This is a genomic window from Azospirillum oleiclasticum, assembly GCF_013423485.1.
In the GTDB taxonomy this organism is placed as follows: domain Bacteria; phylum Pseudomonadota; class Alphaproteobacteria; order Azospirillales; family Azospirillaceae; genus Azospirillum; species Azospirillum oleiclasticum.
In genome coordinates, this window is the sequence record NZ_JABFFR010000035.1 from 59721 (window position 1) to 77691 (window position 17971).

The following is a 17971-nucleotide window of genomic DNA, read 5'->3' on the forward strand; positions in this document are numbered from 1 at the left end:
TCACCCCGCCGCCCGCAGGTGCCGCACCGGTCGCCCCGGTGAGGCCGCCTGGGCGGCGCGGGCGATGGATTGGGCGTCGATGCCGTGGTGGCGGTACAGGTCGGCGAGGCTGCCGGTCTGGCCGAAATGCTCCACCCCCAGAGCGCGCGTGCGGTGGCCGTGGACGGAGCCCAGCCAGCCCAGCGTCGCCGGGTGGCCGTCCAGCACCGTCACCAGCGCGCAATGCGGCGGCACCCCGGCCAGCAGCCGTTCGATGTGGCTCATGGCGTGGACCAGCCCGCGCTCGCGCGCCCGCTGCGCGGCACTCCAGCCGGCCTGAAGGCGGTCGGCGGAGGTGACGGCGAGCAGCCCGACATCGCGCCGGTCCTCGCCCAGCAGCCCGACCGCCTCGATCGCCTCCGGCGCGATGGCCCCGGTGTAGGCCACCACCACCTGCGCGTTCGGCCCCGGCCGGCGCATCCAGTAGGCGCCGTCGATCACGTCGCGCCGCAGCTCGTCGGTCATGGTCCGGGACGGCTGCTCCAGCGTGCGGGAGGACAGGCGCAGATAGACCGAGCCGCCGGTCTCGTCGCGCAGCCAGTTGCGCTCGTCGGGCGCGCCCTCGCCGTCGCGCTGCATGTAGTCGAAGGCCCAGCGCATGACCACCGCCAGCTCGTCCACGAAGGCCGGCTCGAAATAGGCCAGCCCGTCCTGCGCCATGCCGACCAGCGGCGTGCCGATGGACTGGTGCGCCCCGCCTTCCGGCGCCAGCGTGATGCCGGAGGGGGTGGCGACCAGCAGGAAGCGGGCGTCCTGGTAGCAGGCGTAGTTCAGCGCGTCGGCCCCGCGGTAGATGAAGGGGTCGTAGAGCGTGCCGACCGGCAGCAGCCGTTCCCCGAACACCGCATGCGACAGACCCAGCGCCGACAGCAGGGTGAACAGGTTGGATTCCGCGATGCCGAGTTCGATGTGCTGGCCCTTGGGCGAGAACTCCCAACTGTAGGTGGACGGGATGCGCTCGCTCTTGAACAGGTCGGCCACCACCTGCTTGGCGAACAGGCCGCGCCGGTTCACCCAGGCGCCCAGGTTGGTGGAAACCGTCACGTCCGGTGCGGTGGTGACGATGCGCTGGGCCAGTTCGCTCTTTTCCCGCCCGATCTCGTTCAGGATCAGGCCGAAACCGGCCTGGGTGGACAGCGCCTTCTGCGCCGGCACCGCCAGCGTGTCCGGCACCGGCACAGCGGGGGCGGTGTAGCGGCGGCGCCCCCTGGCGTTGAAGGGCACGCGCTCCAGGAAGCCGCGCAGCGTGGCCTCCGGCAGGGCCAGCCCCTCGAAGGGCGTCCACTCCTGGCCGGGACGGATGCCCTGCGCGGTGCGGAAGGCGTCCATCTGCGCCGGTGTCAGCAGGCCGGAATGGTTGTCCTTGTGCCCGGCCAGCGGCAGCCCGAAGCCCTTCACCGTGTAGGCGATGAAGCAGACGGGGCGGTCGTGCCGGCCCGCCTCCTCGAAGGCGGCCAACAAGGACGGCAGATCGTGCCCACCGAGGTTGCCCATCAGCCGGGCCAGCTCCTCGTCGCTGCGGGACTCGATCAGCCGCGTCACCGGCCCCTGGTCGCCCAAATCGTCCAGCAGCCGCTTGCGCCACGCGGCCCCGCCCTGGAAGGTCAGGGCGGAGTAGAGCTGGTTGGGGCAGCGGTCGATCCAGTCGCGCAGCGCCTCGCCCCCAGGCTCCCGGAAAGCCGCCTTCATCAGCTCCCCGTGCTTGAGGATGACCACGTCCCAGCCGAAGTTGCGGAACATCCCCTCCAGCCGCTCCCACAGCCCTTCGCGGATCACCGCGTCCAGGCTCTGGCGGTTGTAGTCGACGATCCACCAGGTGTTGCGCAGCCCGTGCTTCCAGCCCTCCAGCAACGCCTCGAAGATGTTGCCCTCGTCCATCTCGGCGTCGCCGACCAGCGCCACCATGCGGCCCTCGGGGAGCTGCTGGCCCCAGCCATGGGCGCGCACATAATCCTGCACCAGCGAGGCGAAGAGCGTCTGCGCCACCCCCAGCCCCACCGAGCCGGTCGAGAAATCCACATCGTCCACGTCCTTGGTGCGCGAGGGGTAGGACTGCGCGCCCTTGAAGCCGCGGAAGGCTTCCAGCTTCTCCCTCGTCTGGTTGCCCAGCAGATATTGGATGGCGTGGAACACGGGGCTGGCGTGCGGCTTCACCGCCACCCGGTCCTGCGGGCGCAGAGACGCGAAGTAGAGCGCCGTCATGATGGTCGCCATGGACGCCGACGACGCCTGATGCCCGCCGACCTTCAGCCCGTCGTTGTTGGGCCGTACGTGGTTGGCGTTGTGGATGGTCCAGGCGGCCAGCCAGAGCACCTTCCGCTCAAGCTCCCGCAGACAGGCCAGCGCCTCGGGGGCGATGGGGGCGGGGAGGGGAGGGGTCGTGCCGGTGCTCATGGGAACCGTCCTATGGTTTCAGAAACGAACAATCCACTTTAACATCGGCGGTCCGGCAGGTGCTTGCGAACATCGTCGCATATGCGTCCGAAATTGGTATGATCTGCCAAAATCAGCCTCCAAGTGGTATTCAATGCCAAAACCCGATCTCGACCGCATCGACCGCAACATCCTCGCCCTGCTCCAGCAGGACGGGCGTATGGCCAACAGCGACCTGTCGCAGCGCGTCGGCCTGTCGCCCTCGCCGTGCCTGCGCCGGGTCAAGGCGCTGGAGGAGACGGGCGTCATCCGCAACTATGTGGCGCTGGTCGATCCCGCGGCGGTGGACCTGTCCGTCAGCGTCTTCGTCAGCGTCACGCTCGAACGGCAGGTGGAGGAGCGGCTGGACGCCTTCGAGGCGGCGGTCGTCCGCTGGCCGGAGGTGCTGGAATGCTACTTGATGACGGGGGAGGCGGATTACCTGCTGCGCGTCGTCGTGCCCGACCTCGCCGCCTACGAGCGGTTCCTGAAGGACCATCTGACGCGGGTACCCGGGGTGGCGAGCATCAAATCCAGCTTCGCTCTGAAACAGGTGCGCTACAACACCGCCCTGCCGCTCGGGCATCTGGCGGACTGACCCCGGCCGGGATCATCACCCGCCGCCCGGCGCTGGCAGGCACTCCGCAAGCACCGCCCGCAACTCGTCCGGGCGAAAGGGTTTCACCAGCCGCGTCCAGCCCAGCGCGGCGATGCGCCCGCTCCGTTCGGGGCTGGTGTCGCCGGTGGTCACGATCACCGGTCCGGTGAAACCGATGCGCTCCAGGATCGGTGGCAACAGCTCGAACGCATCGTTGTTGTCCGCCGCACCGCCGACGTTGAGCGCGGTCAGCACGATGCCGGGAACCACCCCGGCGCCGGCGACCGCCCGTTCCGCGACCAGCAGGCTCGGCACGTCGAGGATGCGGACCCCCCAGCTCGTCAGGACGAGGCACATGGCCGCCCGGACCAGGGAATCCTCCTCGATCAGAAGGGCGACCACGCCCGACCATGGCTGTGATGGATCGTCCGTTCGGTGGCCAGCGTGCAAATGCTCCCCCGGATCGCTGCGGTCTTCGGGCATCGCCATCGCGATAAATGGCATTTTAAACAATATGAATGCAATTTCGTTTTTCCAGCCGGCTTGTGCGCCTATGTCCGGCCCAAACGCCTAGCCGATCCGGACCCGGTGCCGCGCGCGCGACGTTGTGCTTCCGAGACCATTCGTACGAAAGCGGGTGGCTTTCGGTTCACAGGAGCGGCGGGCATGGGCGTGAGGCGTGGGCTGGGAAGCTGGATGCGGGCGGTGGCCGGAGTGCTCGATCTGGTCGCGCGCCCTGTGCGCACGGCCCAGGGCCGGGATGGCATCGTGATCCAGCCCTACCGTGGCTACGGCTCGCGGCGGGAGGCGTTCGTGATCGGGCGCGTGTTCCGCCAATCGACACCCCATCCCGACCCCCGGCGGGAACGCATCGCCCGTCATCTCCGCGACATCGCGCGGCGGATCGCCCGCCGGTCCGTCGCCGGCGCCCGCGTGACGGCGCGGCTGTACGGGACGGAACACACGGTCGCGACCGACCGTGACGGCTATTTCCGATTGCAGATCCCCTTGCGGGACGCTCCCCCGTCCGACCGTGACTGGCACGCGCTGCACATCCGGCTGGAGGCGGAGCCGCCGGTGAGCGCCCGCGGTGCCGTCTACATCCCACCCGACCGTGCCCGTTTCGTGGTGATCAGCGACATCGACGACACCATCGTGCACACCGGGGTCGCCAACACGCTGCGCATGCTCTGGCGCCTGTTCGTGGAGGACGCCGCCAGCCGCACGGCGTTCCCCGGCGTCGCCCCGCTCTACCGCGCGCTGCACGCCGGTGCCACCGGCGACCAGGGCAACCCGCTTCTCTACGTCTCGCGGGCGCCCTGGGGGCTGTACGATGTGTTGGACAAGTTCTTCCACATGCACGGCGTGCCGGTCGGGCCGATCATGTTCCTGCGGGAATGGGGGCTGTCCTGGCGCCGGCCCTTTCCCCGCCGGGCGGAGGACCACAAGCAGGCACTGATCCGCCATATGCTGGACCTCTACGACGATCTTCCCTTCATCCTGATCGGCGACAGCGGCCAGCATGATCCGGAGGTGTACCGGCAGATCGTCGAGGAGCATCCCGGCCGCGTGCTGGCCGTGCTCATCCGCAACGTGTCCAAGGGCGGCGGGCGCGAGCGGGAGATCGAGGAACTGGCGGCTGCCGTCACCCGTGCCGGGAGCCGCATGCTGCTCGCCGCCGACAGCGCCGCCATGGCCGAGGAGGCGGAAAGGTTGAACGTCGTTCCACCCGGCACCCTGTCGGCGGTGCGCGGCGAGCTGGCCGGCGACGGAGGCGGGACGGCGCCGTCGGCGGGTGTGGTCTCCGCATCCGAATTGCGCGACGTGCTGGAGCAGGGCACTCACCCCGTTCCGCCGAACGTTCTGGTCGAAGGCGGGGACGCGACCGCCCGCCGGCGGCTATGATCTTGCGGACAATGCATTTCGGCATAGTAACAATTGTTGATTTGAATAGAGGGTTATTCGCACCGATGTTAGGATATTGGTCTAGGCGAGGAGGGCGAGTGTTGCGTGAGGTCCGGCTCGTTTTTGCGCGAATCCGATCAATGGCATGACATGAGCACATCCAAGCCACTGCGCCAATGCGCCGCCCTTCCCTTTCGTGTGGTCAATGGACGTACCGAGGTGCTGCTGATCACCTCGCGCGAGACGCGTCGCTGGATCGTGCCCAAGGGGTGGGTCGAGAAGGACACCAAGCCCGACCGCATGGCGGCGCGGGAGGCGTTCGAGGAGGCCGGGGTGACCGGTACGGTGGTGAAGCCGCCCTACGGCTCCTACCGCTACAGCAAGCGCCTGACGTCCAGCAAAGCGGTGACCTGTGATGTGACGGTCTACCTTCTGCGCGTCGAGGAGGAGCTCGCCGACTGGCCGGAGAAGGACCAGCGCGAGCGCGCCTGGATGACGCCCGGTGCCGCCGCCCTGGCCGTCGGCGAAAGCGGTCTGGTCGAGATGTTGTTGAGGCTGGCGCTGCCGGCGTCGTGACACCGGAAGCACCGGGCAGTGTTCAGGTGCGGGTGCGCGCGACCTGCTGGATGGTGCCGGTCTCCTTCGCCTGACGGGACGCGCCGGCCTGCACCGGGCGCGTTGGCGGCTTCGGCGGGACCCGCTTGACGGGTGCGGCTTCGGCCACGCCCGGCGCGTCCTCATAAATGCCGGGATGCACGCGCACGGTGCCCTGCGGCTCCACCGTCGCCGTCCAATAGACGAAGCGCACCGGCACCGCCGCGGGCAGCGCGATGGTGCGGGTCTTGCCGCTGTCGAGCTGCGCGTCGATGGCGGCCTTGTCCACGCTGGCGGGGCGCAGCAACGTCTCCGCGACGCCGCGGGCATCGGCAAGCCGGACGCAGCCGGAACTCGCCGCCCGCATGTCGCGATCGAACAGCCTCGGGTCGTTGGTGCCGTGCAGGAAGATGCCGTCACCGTTGGTCAGGTTGAAGCGGAAACGGCCCAGCGCGTTGTCGTCGCCCGGCTGCTGAACGATGCGGATGCGGTCGGGGGTGACCGACCACCAGTTCACCCGCTCCGGCACCACCTCCTTGCCGTCCAGATAGACGACGGCGTTCTTGATGCCGCTGTTCCCCTTCTTGCGCAGGTTGGGCAGCTTGTCCTCGGTCAGCACCGTCGGCGGCACGGTCCAGGTGGGATTGATGGTCACGCTGGTGACCTTGTCCTGGATCAGCGGCGTCTGACGCGACGGCCGGCCGACCACCGCGCGCATCGTGAAGACCAGCGCGCCGCGGTCGATGTAGGTGACGGTCTGGCTCGGCAGATTCACCAGGATCACACGGTCGGGCACGGTCGCCTGGAAGGATTTCAGCGAGGCCACCGCGTTGCGCATGAGAGCGGCGGCCTGCGCCGGGGTCCGGTCGAGCGCCTGGCGCGTCGCCTCGCCCACCTTGCCGTCCGGCATCAGCCCCTCGGCCGTCTGGAAGGAGCGGACGGCGGCTTCCAGCTCGTCATCGAAACTGTCGGTCCAGCGGTCGGGCGCCAGATGGCCCAGCTCCACCAGCCGCGCCGCCAACCGGCCGACACGGTCGGCGCTGCGCGCCCGCACCGGCAGGGTCAGCGTCGGGATCGACACATCGACGGGCGGCGGCGCGATCCCGGCGAGGGCCCACAGGGCGGCGTCCGCCGGATCCGGCAGAGCGACCGGGGCGGACGGCGCGTCCGCTGGCGGTTGCACGGGGCCTGGCACCACGGCATCGACCATGCCGCCATCGCCCTTCTTCAGCACCATGCCGGCGCCCACCAGCGTGGCCTTCACCCGCGGCGCCTTCTCCAACTCGCTCGCGCGCTGGTCGAGCCGTGCCGCCCATCCCGCGACCAGGTCGCGGGCGGTCGCGGCGTCCACCGGCAGGGACAGGAGTCCGCCGAGCAGGCCGGCGGCCAGCCCCAGCATACGGCGCGGGCGGGTGTGTGAGCGATCGACGTTCGGCATGGGCTGACTGTGATCCACAGACGTGAAGATACGGCTAACGGCACCCGTCCGGCACATCACGACGATGTGTCGGCGTCCAGATATAGTGTGTGCCGATCGTTGCGGTACAACACAAGCGGTAACGTCGTGACCAAGCGCCCAACGGCCGTCCAAGCCTGTGGAATCTTCCCGCTTTGTTCCTTTCCGGTCACAGGACGCGGCTCCGGGGCCGCCAACGGAAAGCCCCGCCCCCGCCGGTCGAAGGGCGGGAACGGGGCTTTGCGCGTCCGCTGCCGGATGGCGGATCAGGTCTTGATCTTGCTGTAGATCTCCTGCCACAGCAGCTTCTGGAAGGTCTCCGGATCGCGGCCGTTGTCGGCGAGCAGCTTGGTCCACTTGGTCTTCAGGCGCTGCAACTCGTCGGCGATCTTTTCGGGGTCGCGCACCTTGCGCTCCTTGCCCCGCGCGATCGCCTTCGACAGGTAGCTTTCCCGGAACTCCACGAAGAACTTCCCAAGGTCGGGCGCCGCGTTGTAGAACTTGTTGCCGCGCTTGGTGTACTCGGCGACGACGTCCTCATCCTCCTTGATGTAGGTGTAGATCGACTTGGTGACCAGCTCGGGAATGTTCTTGACGATGGCGTCGCGCTGGTCCTTGGTCAGCTTGTTCCATTTCTCAAGGCGGAGATTGAACAGCGACGCACCGAAGAAGCCGCCGAGGGAATCGGTGATGATGTATTTTGCCGCTTCACCGTAGGAGCGGGTCTTCTGCGCGGTGATCGAATGCAGGGCGCAATCGATCGTGCCACGGTCGAGCGCCTCGTAGGCCTCGTCGGCGTTGACGTTCACCGGGATGGCTCCCATCGCGCGGGCGAGATCCGCATAGCCGGCGAGGCCGCGCACCTTCTTGCCCTTCATGTCGTCGAGCGTCCGCACCTCCGTCTTGCAATGGTAGACGTAGGGGGTGAGCGCGTAGGTGGCGAGGAACTTGGTCTTGAACTTCTTCTCGTACTCGTCCGTGCACTGCTCGCAGTTGAAGAGGACCAGCTCGTTGTTGACACCGGTCATCACCAGCGGATCCTCGCTGATCAGGCTGAAATCGCCGAGGTAATTGTCCACCGGCATTTCCGACGGGACATAGGCGCCGACGAAATAGCCGCTGTCGGCGATGCCGTCGCGCACCCCGCCGGGGATGTCCTTGCCGGTCAGCAACGAGCTGGCGAAGTGGTACTCGAAGGTCACCGTGCCGCCGCTGTCCTTCTGGACCCGGTTGAAATACTCGACCAGCAGCGGGTTCGTGCTGTGCTTCGGATTGAGATAATTGGCGTAGACGATCTTGACCGGGTCCGCCGAGGCTGTGCCGGCGAGGCAGGCGAGTGCTGCGGACGCCGCGATGAGGCTCAGGCTCTTGGGTGTCATGGCTTCCTCCCTTGTCTTATGGTCTGCGGAATGGCCGGTCGTGACGGGCGTCAGTCCATCAGTCGCGGCAGGAACAGCGAGATTTCGGGAAAGGTGATCAGCAGGGCCAGCGTCACGATGTCGGCCACGATGAACCACCCCACACCCTTGAAGATGGTCTCCAGCGGGATGCGGTCGCCGACGACGCTCTTGATCACATAGACGTTCAGGCCGACCGGCGGCGTGACCAGCCCGATCTCCAGATACTTGATGACCAGCACGCCGAACCAGATCAGGTCGGTGCCGACCGCCTCGAAGGCCGGCATGACGACCGGGATCACCAGCAGCATCAGGCCCAGCGAGTCCAGGAACATGCCCAGGAAGATGAAGATGGCGGAGGTGACGATCACCAGCAACAGCGGGTCGATCGCCAGACCGGAGATCACCTCGGCCAGATGGTTCGGCAGACCGCTGAAGGCCATGAAGCGCGACAGCAGGATGCCGCCCAGCGCGATGAAGAAGATGGACGCCGTACCCTTCAGGGAATCGGCCACGGAATCGACCAGCACTTTCCAGGTCAGCCGCCGCTGGCAGGCGGCGATGACGAAGGCCAGGAAGGCACCCAGCGACGCAGCCTCGGTGGAGGTCACGATGCCCGAATAGATGCCGCCGATCACGCCCAGGATCAGCACCGGCAGCGGCCACACGCTGGCGAGCACGACGAAGCGCTCGTGCCAGGTCACCTGGTCCCGCACCATCGGTGCCAGATTGGGGTTCAGCTTGCAGCGGACTATGATGAGCAGGGCGAACATCACGCCGGACAGGATGCCGGGGATGACGCCGGCGATCAGCGCCTTGCTGACCGAGACCTCGGCGAAGATGGCGTAGATCACCATCAGGATGCTGGGCGGGATCAGCGACCCCAGCGTGCCCGCGACCGCGACCGAGCCGGTGGCGAGACCGGGGTCGTAGCGGTAGCGCAGCATCTCCGGGATGGCGATGCGTCCCATGGCCGAGGCGGTGGCGACGCTGGACCCCGACGCCGCCGCGAACATGCCGCAGGCCGCCGTGCTCGCCACCGCCAGCCCGCCGGGCAGGCCGCTGAGCCACAAGCGGGCCGCCTTGTACAGTGTGCGCGTCAGCCCGGCGTGGAAGGCGACGTTGCCCATCAGCAGGAACATCGGCACCGCCGACAGCGACCAGTGGGCGATGAAGGTGTAGGGCTGGTTCGCCAGCACGCTCAGAGCCGCGTCCGGGCCGCGGATCAGCAGAATGCCGACCACCGACACGCTGCCGAGGGCGAAGCCGATCGGCACGCGCAGGGCCAGCAGGCCCAGCAGCGCCGCGATGCCGGCGATTCCGATCGAAAGGGAAGACATGGACGCTCCTGGGATCGCGATGCCGGCGTCAGATCGGTTCGATGTCCTCGGCGAGGGCCGCCGGACGAGGACGCGGGGGGAGAAGGCCGAAGGCGCGCCCGAACTCCTGGACCGACTGGAGGATCATGCAGAGCGCCATCGCGCCGATGCCGATCGGGAGCATCCAGCGGCTGGGCCACACCGTCACGTCGATGGTGCCGATCATGATCTCGTTGTCGGCGGTCATGGCGAGCGCCTTGTCGAAGGTCGCCACCGTGAAGACGAGCAGGCCGGCCCCCACGACCGCCATCACCACCCCGTCGAGAAAGGCCGTCGAGCGTTCCGGCAGCCAGGAGGTGAACAGTTCGATGATCACGTGACCGCGCTCACGCTGCACCCAGGCCAGCGGCAGGAAGGCGCAGCCGATCATGTAATACGCGGACACCACCTCCTCCGTCCCCGCCAGGGTGGAGTGCCAGATGTTCCGCAAGGCGACGTCGATCACCACCTGCACCATCATGCCGAGGATGGCAAGTGAGGCCAGCACCATGAGGCTGCGCGACAACAGGTCGAGCGCGCGCTCGGCAGCGTTCATGCGTCGATCCTCCCTTGGATCCGGCCGTTCTTTTGTTCCGGGTTCCGGCGGCCGCTCCGGATGATTGAGTGTAGCAGCGGACAATCAGTTATCAATACAAAGTTATGCAGATGAATCTTTATTCGTGGGTACAATCTTCGAAAATGTGCCCATCAGCCGTGCGATCCGGCTGGCCTCGTTGGCTTGCCTGGCTATGTCCAGCGCACCCTCCAACGGGAGCCCGGCGCAGTCGCGCAGCAGGGCGCGTAGCCGGCCGACAAGGTCGGGATCGAGGCCGGCCAGCCGCCGCGCCCGGTCCAGGGCGACCGCCGGCACATTGCCCGCGGGGACGGTTGACACCATGCGGAGCGCCAGCGCCTCCATCGCGGTGACCCGCCGGCCGGTCGCCAGCAGATCGAAGGCCACCGCTTCCCCCGCGAGCTGCACGAGCCGCGGCAGCACCAGCGCCGGCAATACCCCGCGCCCGATCTCCGGGTATCCCAGCACCGCGCCCTCGTCGCAGACCACCAGATCGCAGGCCAGCGCCAGACCGCAGCCGCCACCCAGTGCGTAGCCGTGCACCGCCGCCACCGTCGGTGTGCGCATGCGCGCGAGGCGCCGGTAGAGCGCCGCGGTGCGGCCAGCGTGCTCACGCACCAGATCGGTGCTGGTCAGCCCGCCATGCTCCTTGATATCGGCCCCGGCGCAGAAGGACGTGCCGTTGCCGGTCAGCAGCACCGCGCCGACCGCCGGATCGGCGTCGGCGTCGTCCAGCGCCGTGGTCAGAGCCTCCATCAGCGCGCGGTCCAGCGCGTTCAGCGCTTGCGGCCGGTTGAGGAAGAGGGTGCGCACCCCATCCGCGTCGGACGTCAGGAGGACCGGCCCGCTCAAGACGGCATTCCCGCCGCGTTGCGGCCGGCGATCCGCCCGCCGACGACGCATTCCGCAAGATTGCCACCGCTGAGATACAGGTGGCCGAACAGGCTCCCCAGCTCCCCGGCGGCGAACAGCCGCGGGATCGGGTCGCCAAAGGGGTCCACCACCTCCTGCCGAACGTTGTGGCGCGGGCCGCCCTGGGTGTTGATGACCACCGGGTAGACGCGGCCGAAATAGAAGGGTGGGCTGGCGATGGGCAGCATGGTGGAGGGCTGGCGCCCCCACTCCTCGTCGTGCCCCTCGGCGACCGCGCGGTTCCAGCGCTCCACCGTGCCCACCAACTCGTGCGCCGGCACCCCCATCAGGCCGGCGAGGTCCTCCAGGCTGTCCGCCCGTTCGAAGATGCCGTTCTCGACCTCGCGCAGGTTGTCGGCGCTCCACTCGTAGCGCGCGTCGGCGTCGTTGTGCACCGGGCGGCCCATCGGGTAGAGCCGCCGCCCATCCTCGTCGAAGACCATGAAGGCCGGGATGCGCGGGAAGCGCTGGGTCTTGGGGTCGAACTGGTCGAAGGGACGGACGCCGGTGTCGCCGGGGTAGGGCGGGTATTCGTCCATGAAGCGCCGGCCGCCCTGGTCCACCAGGATCCAGGCCATGCGCGCCAGCGCCTTCTGCGACACCGGCGCGCCGGCCGGATCGGTCATGCCCAGGCTCGACAGCCGGTCCAAACGCCCCGGCGTCCACATCGGGATGGCCTTCAGATAGAAGGCGAAGGGGTAGTCGGGGTCGGTGTGGCGCAGGCCATAGGGGCCGTGATAGTGCCACATATGCCAGAGGTCGGCGCCCACCGCCTGGGCCATCGCGATGCCGTCGCCGGTGTTGCCGCGGAAGGAGCCGGCCAGCACCGGCTGCGCCTGGAAATACTGGCGCTTCATCTCCTCGTTCGCCTCGAAGCCGCCGCAGGCGAGCACCACACCCCGGCGGGCGCGGATGCGCCGCATGGTTCCGTCCACCGTGGCGCGCAGGCCGGTGACGGCGCCGTCCGGGCCGGTCAGCAGACGATCCGCCGCCGTCCGGTAAAGCACGCGGATGCCGCGCGCCTCCACATTGTCCTCCAGCACCTTGAACAACCGCGTCCCGGCCTTGATGCCGCGCACCGCGTGGTGCCCGGCGGCCCCCTCCAGCGCCGGCACGGTGCCGATGTCGCAGTAGCCGAGCGCCTCGTAGCCGGGCAGCGGGTAGTTGCCGAGCGCCGGCGTCACCCGCACCTCGGCCCCGTTGACGGCGGCGAGGCGGCGGATGTAGTCCGGCACCTCCACCATGCCGTCGGCCAGCACCTCCAGCAGGTCGTCGGGCGTGCGCCCGCCGCAGGTCGCCTTGAGATAGGCGAGGACCTGATCGCGGTCGAAGCCGATGCGGATGCCGCCGGCCGACACGATGGACAGGCCGCCGGGGAAGGGCATCTTCTCGATCAGCAGGACCTCGGCCCCGGCGTCGCGCGCCTCGATGGCGGCGACCGCACCGGCGGCGCCATAGCCGACGACGACCACGTCGGTTTCGAGATCCCAGCTCTCCACGTTCGACACGGCGGTCTCCCTGTCCGTGGTTTCTGTCACGGGTCGATGCGGTGCTTGAAGCCGGGCGGCGACCGGTCGCGGCAGCGGGCGAGCGCGCCGAGGATCACCGCGCGGGTCTCCGCCGGGTCGATCACGTCGTCGATCAGCGCCATCTCGGCGGCCAGATAGGCGCTTGCCGCCTCGTCCGCCTCGCGCAGAAGCTCGGCGCGGCGGGCCTTGGGGTCGGGGGATGCCGCGATCTCGCGGCCATAGACCAGCTCCACCCCGGCCGCCGGCCCCATCACGTCGAAGCGCGCGGTTGGCCAGGCGACGATGGCGTCGGGGCTCATGGTCTTGCCGCCCAGCGCCAGATAGGCGAGCCCGATCGCCTTGCGCAGGATCACCGTCACCTTCGGCACCGACGCCGCGATGACCGAATTCAGCAGGCGCGACGCCAGCGACACCATGCGGTGCCGCTCCATGTCCGGCCCGACCAGGAAGCCGGGGCAGTCGGTCAGGAACACCAGCGGAATGTGGAAGGCGTCGCAGATGTCCACGAACTTGCGGACCTTCTGCGCCGCCTTCTCGTCGATGACGCCGGCCATCTGCATGGGGTTGCTGGCGATGATGCCGACCGGCTGGCCGCCCATCCGCGCCCAGGTGGTGATCAGGCTGGGGCCGTAGAGAGGGCGGTAGGGGAAACTGTGGCCGCCGTCGACCAGCAGCGCGATCACCTCGCGCATGTCGTAGGCGCGGCGGTGGTTCTCGGAGACGATCGCGCGGATGCGGCTCCGCCCCTCCGGCGTGTCCACGGCCGCCGGCACCGGCTCCGCCCGCGGCGGCGCCTCGAAGCAGTTCGACGGGAAGAAGGACAGGAACTCGCGGATGAAGCGCAGGCAGTCGGCGTCGTCCTCGGCCACATGGTCGGCCTGACCGGTCAGCCGCCCGCTGACGTCCGCACCGCCCAGCTCGTCGTTGGTGACGTCCTGGCCGATGCCGACCTTCACCACCGGCGGGCCGGACATGCCGATGAAGCCGGTGCCCTTGACCAGCACGGTGCAATCCGACTGCGCCGCGGTGAAGGCCGGGCCGCCGAAGCAGGCGCCCATCACCGCGGCAACCTGGGGCACACGCCCCGACAGGCGGAAATGCTCGCGGAACCGGTTGCCGATGCCGGCGGCGATGGCGCCGTTGTTCTCCTGGAAGCGCCCCGCACCCGCCTCCATCAGCGCGATGAAGGGCTTCTTGTGCTGGAAGGCCAGCTCGCGGATGCGCACGGTCTTCGCCTCGGCCACCCGGCCGCGGGTGCCGGCGAGGACCGAGGCGTCCTCCGACGTCACATAGACGGTGCGGCCGTCGATGGTGCCGTATCCCGCGACCAGCCCATCGGCGGGTGTGCGGTCGCGCAGGTCCGGATGTTGGCTGCGCGCGAGCACACCGATCTCGGTGAAGGAACCGGGGTCGAGCAGCAGGTCCAGCCGCTCGCGCGCGTTCAACTTGCCGCCGGCGCGCAGCTTCTCCAGCCGCTCCGGCCCGCCCATGGCGCGCGCCTCGCTGCGTCTCGTCCTCAGTTCCAAAAGGAGTTGTTCGTCCATGACGGGCCTTGTTGGGGCTGGCTCGACCGTCGGCCCGCTGGCGTCGGGAGCGGCGCGTCGGGTGTCGGTGAGGGAAGATTGGTGCATTGATATATAGTGCGTCAAGCCATTTGATATGAGTTGCACCGTTTCTCTATGGGACAATATACTCCGCCCCAGACCGGGATCGATGCCCGCGAGTGGGAGGCGGCGAATGTTCAACAGAGTGCTGGTCGCGAACCGGGGCGCCGCCGCGGCACGGATCATCCGGGCGCTGAACGCGCTGGGGATCCAATCCGTGGCGGTCTATTCGGAAGCCGACCGCGACGCCCCCTACCTGGCCGAGGCCGGCCGGGCCGTGTGCATCGGCCCCGCCCCGCCCCGTGCCAGCTACCTGAACGCCGACGCGATCCTGGCCGTGGCGCGCGAGACGGCGGCGGACGCGGTGCATCCCGGCTACGGCTTCCTGTCGGAGAATGCGGGTTTCGCGGAGCTGCTGATCCGCCATGGCATCGCCTTCATCGGTCCGGATCCGCGGTGGCTCGACGCCATGGGCCACAAGACCCGCGCGCGGGCGATGATGGCGGAGGCCGGCATTCCCGTCGGCTCCGGCTCCGCCGTGCTGCCGGCCGACGACGGCGAGGCCCTGGCGGCGGCCCGGCGCATCGGCTATCCGGTGCTGGTGAAGCCGGCGGCCGGCGGCGGCGGGGTCGGCATGCTGCCGGCGGCGGACGACGCCGAACTGCTCAAGGCCCTGGTCCGCGCGCGCTCCATGGCGCAGCGCGGCTTCGGCAACGCCGACGTCTATCTGGAGCGGCTGCTGGTGGCGCCACGCCACATCGAGTTCCAGATCATGGCCGACAACCACGGCGCCGTGCGCCACCTGTTCGAGCGCGACTGCTCGGTCCAGCGCCGGCACCAGAAGGTGCTGGAGGAAGCCGCGGCCCCCGGCATCGGACGGGCGGAGCTGGAGGCGATGGCCGACACGTCGGTGCGGGCGCTCGCCCGGCTGGGGTACAACAACATCGGCACGGTCGAAATGCTGCGATCGGCCACGGGGCATTACCAGTTCATCGAGATGAACACCCGACTCCAGGTCGAGCACGCGGTGACGGAGGCGGTGACCGGCGTCGACATCGTCGCGTCGCAGATCCGGCTGGCCGCCGGGGAGCGGATCGGGTCGGTGCTGCCGGACAGTGTGCGGCTCCATGGACACGCGATCGAGGCCCGTGTCTACGCCGAGGACCCTGTCCGCTTCCTGCCCAGCCCCGGCCCGCTCGACCTGTTCCGCCCGCCGGTGATGGAGCATGTGCGGGTGGAGACCGGTTATGCGGAGGGCGGTACGGTCACGCCCTATTACGACCCGATGATCGCCAAGGTCATCGCGTGGGGCGAGACGCGCTCGGTCGCCATCGGCCGGCTGCGCGAGGCGCTGGCGGCCTTCGCGGTGCGGGGCATCAGCACCAACATTCCGGCCCTGCTCGCGCTGACCGAGGATGCGCGGGTGCTGGCGGGCGACATCCATACAGGTCTGCTGGCCGCCCGGCCGGCGTGAGTCGAAACACGAGGACAGGGAAGGGAACCCAGGTATGGCGGAACTGGATGTGACGTCCGAGGTGGCGGGCGTGGTCTTCACCATCGACACCACGCCGGGGGCCCGGGTGGCGGGCGGCGATCTGCTGCTGGTGCTGGAATCCATGAAGATGGAGATCGCCATGAACGCCCCGGCCGACGGCACCGTCACCGAAATCCTGGTGGAGGAGGGCATGCCCGTGTTGCAGGGGCAGGCGTTGCTGCGGCTGCGGACGTAGGGGCTGCCCCCACCCGCCCGCGCCAACGGGCGGGTGGGGGCCATGTGGCCGGAACGCCGCCGCTCAGGGCGAGGGCATTTCGATCGGCAGGGGCGCGGTCGTCGCGTAGCCGCCGTTGAAGTAGAGCAGGGGCGCCAGCGGGTCGGACACGCGCACGGCAACGATGCGGCCGAAGAACACCGTGTGCGTTCCGGCCGACGCCACCTCCGCCACCTCGCAGTCGAAGCTGACCAGCGCCCCGTCCAGCACCGGCGCCCCGGTGACGAGGGTGGACAGCGAGAAGGCGCCGAACCGCTCCCCGCGCGGCGCCGACACGAAGCGGCGGGCGGCGTCGAGCTGGCGCTGTTCGAGCACATTGACGCAAAAGCGCCCGCTGTCGCTGATCGGATCATGGGCGGTGGAACCGCGGTTCACGCAGGCGAGCAGCGTCGGCGGTTCGGCGCAGACCGAACAGACGGCGGTGGCGACCAGCCCATGCGGAACGCCGTCGCGCACGGTGGTGATCACCGTCACGCCGGCCGCGAGCAGACGCATGCCGCGCTTGAACTGGTCCTGATCGATGGCGGCCATGCTTGCTCCTCCGGTGCTCCGGCGTGGCGCGCCGGAGTGTAACAGCGACGATGCTGGAAGTTTGGCTTGATTGATGCGATTGATCAAGCAACAATGAGCGCAGATTGCGCATTGCGGGGCAGGGAACGCCATGAACTTCCAACTGACCGAGCAGCAGCGGCAGCTCGTGGACTCGGTGCACGACATCCACCGGCGCAAGCTGCACGAGCTGTGCAAGGACGACAGCGGCGAAGGCATCGCCCGGCTGCGGCGGGAGATGGCGGACCATGGGCTGCTCGGCCTCAACCTGCCGGAACCGTTGGGCGGGGTGGGGCTGTCGCTGCTCGACACGGTGCTGCTGATCCAGAACCTCCAGGCCTGCTCCTCGACGCTGGGCGCTTTGTCCCACCGCTCCTCCACCGGTGCCGTCGGCGCCATCGTCGAGCTGGGGACGGACGAGCAGAAGCGGCGCTTCGTCGGCCGTGTCTGCCAGGGGGAGATCGGCATCGGCATCGGCATCACCGAGCCGGAGGCGGGCTCCGCCGCCACCGCGCTGCGCACCAGCGCCCGCATCGACGGCGACCATGTGGTGATCAACGGCAAGAAACAGTTCGTCAGCTTCGTCAATCACAACCACTTCACCGTGGTGTATTGCCGCTTCGGCGACAGCGGCTCGCCCAAGGACATCGGCGCGGTGATCGTGCCGCACGACGCCCCCGGCTTCAGCCACAGCCGCGGCACGCTGAACATGGCCGACGAGCTGCTGTTCGAGCTGTATTTCGACGACTGCCGCGTCCCGCGCGAGAACATCCTCGCCGACGGCAACGCCTTCGGCCGGCTGATCAGCGTCTACAACGCCGAGCGGCTGGGCAGCATCGCCCGCATGCTGGGCTCCGCCCAGGCTTCCTACGGCATGGCGGTGGAGTATTCCAAGACGCGGCGCCAGTTCAACCGCGAGATCAGCGATTTCCAGGGCATCCAGTGGATGCTGGCGGACATGCGGGTGAAGCTGGAGGCGGCCCAGCTCCTCACCTACCGCGCCGCCGCCGGGGCCGGAGAGCACGGGCTGCCGGTGCCGTTCGAAACCTCGATCGCCAAGGTCTACACGGCCCAGGCGGCCAAGGAGATCTGCGACGACGCCATCCAGATCCACGGCGCCAACGGCTATACCAAGGAATACCCGCTGGCCCACCGCTACGCGGAGGTGCGCGGCGGCTCGATCTACGGCGGCACGCTGCAGATCCACAAGAACATGATCGCCTCGGTGATCCTCGACCGCCCGCTCAGCCAGTGGAAGAAGAGCCGGTGACCGCC

The 17971-nt window shown here is 68.8% G+C and carries 16 protein-coding genes; 6 read left to right on the forward strand and 10 right to left on the reverse strand.

What is annotated here, in order from left to right:
* Nucleotides 1–2433 (reverse strand): transketolase, encoded by a 2433-nt coding sequence (locus tag HL658_RS28565; protein WP_180287686.1) that lies wholly within the window; start codon nt 2431–2433, stop codon nt 1–3.
* 133 nt (nt 2434–2566) lie between these two features.
* Here HL658_RS28565 and HL658_RS28570 point away from each other — a divergent pair, with 133 nt between their 5' ends.
* A complete protein-coding gene (locus HL658_RS28570; protein ID WP_180285785.1) occupies nt 2567–3049 on the forward strand; it encodes an Lrp/AsnC family transcriptional regulator in 483 nt (160 codons plus the stop codon).
* 15 nt (nt 3050–3064) lie between these two features.
* Here HL658_RS28570 and HL658_RS28575 read toward each other — a convergent pair whose 3' ends face one another.
* A complete protein-coding gene (locus HL658_RS28575) occupies nt 3065–3451 on the reverse strand; it encodes a response regulator (protein WP_180285784.1) in 387 nt (128 codons plus the stop codon).
* Nucleotides 3452–3715: 264 nt separating this feature from the next.
* Between HL658_RS28575 and HL658_RS28580 the strand changes: the two genes are divergently transcribed.
* Nucleotides 3716–4954, forward strand: a complete 1239-nt coding sequence (locus HL658_RS28580; protein WP_211109877.1) for an App1 family protein phosphatidate phosphatase — start codon at nt 3716–3718, stop codon at nt 4952–4954.
* Between the two features lie 150 nt (nt 4955–5104).
* The gene (locus tag HL658_RS28585; protein WP_180285783.1) at nt 5105–5530 is read left to right on the forward strand and encodes an NUDIX hydrolase; all 426 of its coding nucleotides are present in this window, start codon (nt 5105–5107) and stop codon (nt 5528–5530) included.
* A 22-nt stretch (nt 5531–5552) separates the two neighbouring features.
* On the opposite strand, the gene HL658_RS28590 is transcribed toward HL658_RS28585, so the two are convergent.
* From HL658_RS28590 to HL658_RS28620, 7 genes are all read right to left on the reverse strand, one after another.
* Nucleotides 5553–6986, reverse strand: a complete 1434-nt coding sequence (locus HL658_RS28590; RefSeq protein WP_180285782.1) for a L,D-transpeptidase family protein — start codon at nt 6984–6986, stop codon at nt 5553–5555.
* A gap of 284 nt (nt 6987–7270) precedes the next feature.
* On the reverse strand, nt 7271–8383 hold the full coding sequence (locus tag HL658_RS28595) for a C4-dicarboxylate TRAP transporter substrate-binding protein (RefSeq protein WP_180285781.1): 1113 nt from the start codon (nt 8381–8383) through the stop codon (nt 7271–7273).
* Between the two features lie 50 nt (nt 8384–8433).
* Entirely contained in the window at nt 8434–9741 is a 1308-nt protein-coding gene (locus tag HL658_RS28600; protein WP_180285780.1) for a TRAP transporter large permease, read from the reverse strand.
* Nucleotides 9742–9769: 28 nt separating this feature from the next.
* Complete coding sequence (locus HL658_RS28605; RefSeq protein WP_180285779.1) at nt 9770–10315, reverse strand: TRAP transporter small permease; 546 nt, start codon at nt 10313–10315, stop codon at nt 9770–9772.
* A gap of 102 nt (nt 10316–10417) precedes the next feature.
* Nucleotides 10418–11185: an enoyl-CoA hydratase/isomerase family protein gene (locus tag HL658_RS28610; RefSeq protein ID WP_180285778.1), complete on the reverse strand. Its 768-nt coding sequence runs from the start codon at nt 11183–11185 to the stop codon at nt 10418–10420.
* Nucleotides 11182–12753: an FAD-dependent oxidoreductase gene (locus HL658_RS28615; protein ID WP_180285777.1), complete on the reverse strand. Its 1572-nt coding sequence runs from the start codon at nt 12751–12753 to the stop codon at nt 11182–11184. Before HL658_RS28615 ends, HL658_RS28610 begins: the two co-directional genes overlap by 4 nt.
* A gap of 26 nt (nt 12754–12779) precedes the next feature.
* Entirely contained in the window at nt 12780–14318 is a 1539-nt protein-coding gene (locus tag HL658_RS28620; protein ID WP_180285776.1) for an acyl-CoA carboxylase subunit beta, read from the reverse strand.
* Nucleotides 14319–14511: 193 nt separating this feature from the next.
* Between HL658_RS28620 and HL658_RS28625 the strand changes: the two genes are divergently transcribed.
* Nucleotides 14512–15852 carry an acetyl-CoA carboxylase biotin carboxylase subunit gene (locus HL658_RS28625; protein WP_180285775.1) on the forward strand — a complete coding sequence of 447 codons (1341 nt, stop codon included), beginning with the start codon at nt 14512–14514 and terminating at the stop codon, nt 15850–15852.
* A gap of 34 nt (nt 15853–15886) precedes the next feature.
* Nucleotides 15887–16108 (forward strand): acyl-CoA carboxylase biotin carboxyl carrier protein subunit, encoded by a 222-nt coding sequence (locus tag HL658_RS28630; RefSeq protein WP_180285774.1) that lies wholly within the window; start codon nt 15887–15889, stop codon nt 16106–16108.
* A gap of 63 nt (nt 16109–16171) precedes the next feature.
* Here the strand turns inward: HL658_RS28630 and HL658_RS28635 are convergent, their stop codons facing one another.
* Entirely contained in the window at nt 16172–16678 is a 507-nt protein-coding gene (locus tag HL658_RS28635) for a flavin reductase family protein (RefSeq protein ID WP_180285773.1), read from the reverse strand.
* A gap of 130 nt (nt 16679–16808) precedes the next feature.
* On the opposite strand from HL658_RS28635, the gene HL658_RS28640 reads away from it, so the two are divergent.
* Nucleotides 16809–17966, forward strand: coding sequence for an acyl-CoA dehydrogenase family protein (locus tag HL658_RS28640; RefSeq protein WP_180285772.1), 1158 nt, complete (start codon nt 16809–16811; stop codon nt 17964–17966).
* The last annotated feature ends 5 nt before the right edge of the window (nt 17967–17971 follow it).